The sequence below is a fragment of the Candidatus Hydrogenedentota bacterium genome, assembly GCA_018005585.1.
Taxonomy (GTDB): Bacteria; Hydrogenedentota; Hydrogenedentia; order Hydrogenedentales; family JAGMZX01; genus JAGMZX01.
In genome coordinates this window covers 1-1845 of record JAGMZX010000219.1, presented here as the reverse complement: position 1 = coordinate 1845, position 1845 = coordinate 1, and the positions used below count along the sequence as shown (strand labels likewise).

Genomic DNA, 1845 nt, shown 5'->3' with positions numbered 1-1845 from the left:
ACCTGCAACCCGTGTCCGGCATAGAAGAACAGGGCCGCGTCCACACCCTCGATACGGGCCCCAAAATCATCCACCGCTCCCTTCATATTGCGCAGGTCACAATCAAGCTTGTCGATTACCTCAAACCCGCACTGCTTGAGCGCCGTGGCCATCGCTTTGGCGTCATTCACCGGGTTGCGCAGAGGCGCCGAGGCGTAGGCGGAGTTCCCGATAACGAGCGCCACGCGCTTGCCTGATGCGTCTGGAGGTGCCGCGGTTCCGCCCACGCCGCGGTCTTCGGTGGAACCTGCGACAAGCTGCAACAAGCACAACCATCCCAGCAATGAGCAGAAAGTCCGTGTTCGCTTCCATTCCCGATTCATCACGCGATTCCCCAATTACGACAACTGGAACGTTCTCGGGCCTGAGCCCAAGTCCATCAGGGTTTTTAAAATGTTCTCAGTATTCGAGACGCCTCAAGAAAGCCTGAACGTCATCTTTTAGACCGATACGGAAGCATGCTACTTGTGGTCGATAACCGTGAGATACAGTTCCGCCTCGGGCTGGCCGAGGGCCGTCCGCACGTGTTGTTCGGTGATTCCGGCCCCGTGCTGCTTGAACAGGGCCGCGGCCGCGGCGGCATCGGCCAAGGGGCCGGGCGCGGCGATGACGGCCAGGACCTCCGTGCCCGGGTATTCGTCGAGGAAGTACATGGTTTTGTCCGGCGGCAGCTTCTGCGTTTCCGCGAAGTAGTACCAGACGCCTTCCAGCTGGCGGAACTGGACCAGCGGCCAGATAACGGTGCCCTGTGATTCCAGGTGAAGCACATAGACGTGGCAGCCTTCGAACACGCTGAACTCGATGCCGTAGAAATCGCCGGACTGCAGCTCGTTCCGGGGCTGGTCCAGCGGAAAGTCGCGGCCGCCGGCCTTTCTTCGGCCCGTGAACGCCACATCGAGGAAGCGGCGTTCGCCGGGCGCCGGCGCGGCCAACCGGCGCAGACCGCGGGCCAGCGGTTCGCGCGTCTTGCCCGACATGCTCTCCAGCATCACGAAATCGACGCGCCGGTTCAGGTGCCGGTTTTCCTCGCCGCCGAAGCGCGGGCGCGTCTCGCCCCAGCCGGCGGTGTCGAGGCGCGCGTCGTCCACGCCATGTGCCGCCAGAAAACGGCGCACCGACGCGGCGCGCTGTTCGGAAAGCGTCTTGTTGTGCGCGCCCGTGCCCAGTTCGCAGGTGTGGCCCTCTACCAGCACGCGCTTGTCTTTCATACCGGCCTCGTTCAGCGCGGCTGTTACGAGGTTCAACTGCTCGACCGATTCCGGTTGCAGTTCCGCCGAATCCAGCTTGAAGAGGATGGTCGATAGCGATGCGCAGGGCGACGCCTCGGGCACGGCGTAACCGTCAGACGTGACCTTGGGCCTGATCACCGCCTTGCGCTCGCCCCCATCGCGGGTTATCACGGGAGGCGGCGCGAGCATCTGCAGCAGCTTTTCCCTGGTCAACGCCTCCTGCGCCGCGGCGGACGCGTCCGGCGCGCTCGAACACGCCGCCAGCACTGCCGGCAGCAACCACACCACATGCAGAACGGCAGTCCATCGACGATGCATCATGTCCCCTTCCTTCATGCATGCCCCCACGGCACAGGCGCATTATATATCGACGCATGCGCGCGCGGAAAGAACTCGAACGCGCTCCGCGCGCGATAAGGGCAAGGAGCAACTGCGCACAGGGCAACAGGGCTACGGGGTGCGCAGCAGCCGAAACCCGCAGGCCGTGAGGCGGTAGCTCGGGCTCGCGTAGTAGCGATTCGCGGACCGGCAGCGCCCGGGACCGTTGTACCACGAGCCGCCGCGCACCACCCGGGAC

General features: G+C 64.3%; 2 protein-coding genes. Both read right to left on the bottom strand.

Features of this window, described 5'->3' with window-relative positions; all coding sequences use genetic code 11:
- Positions 1 to 305, bottom strand: a 305-nt coding sequence (locus KA184_22385) for a caspase family protein (GenBank protein MBP8132337.1), incomplete at its 3' end; no start/stop codon positions are given.
- Between the two features lie 195 nt (positions 306 to 500).
- A complete protein-coding gene (locus KA184_22380; protein MBP8132336.1) occupies positions 501 to 1589 on the bottom strand; it encodes an OmpA family protein in 1089 nt (362 codons plus the stop codon).
- Between the last annotated feature and the right edge of the window lie 256 nt (positions 1590 to 1845).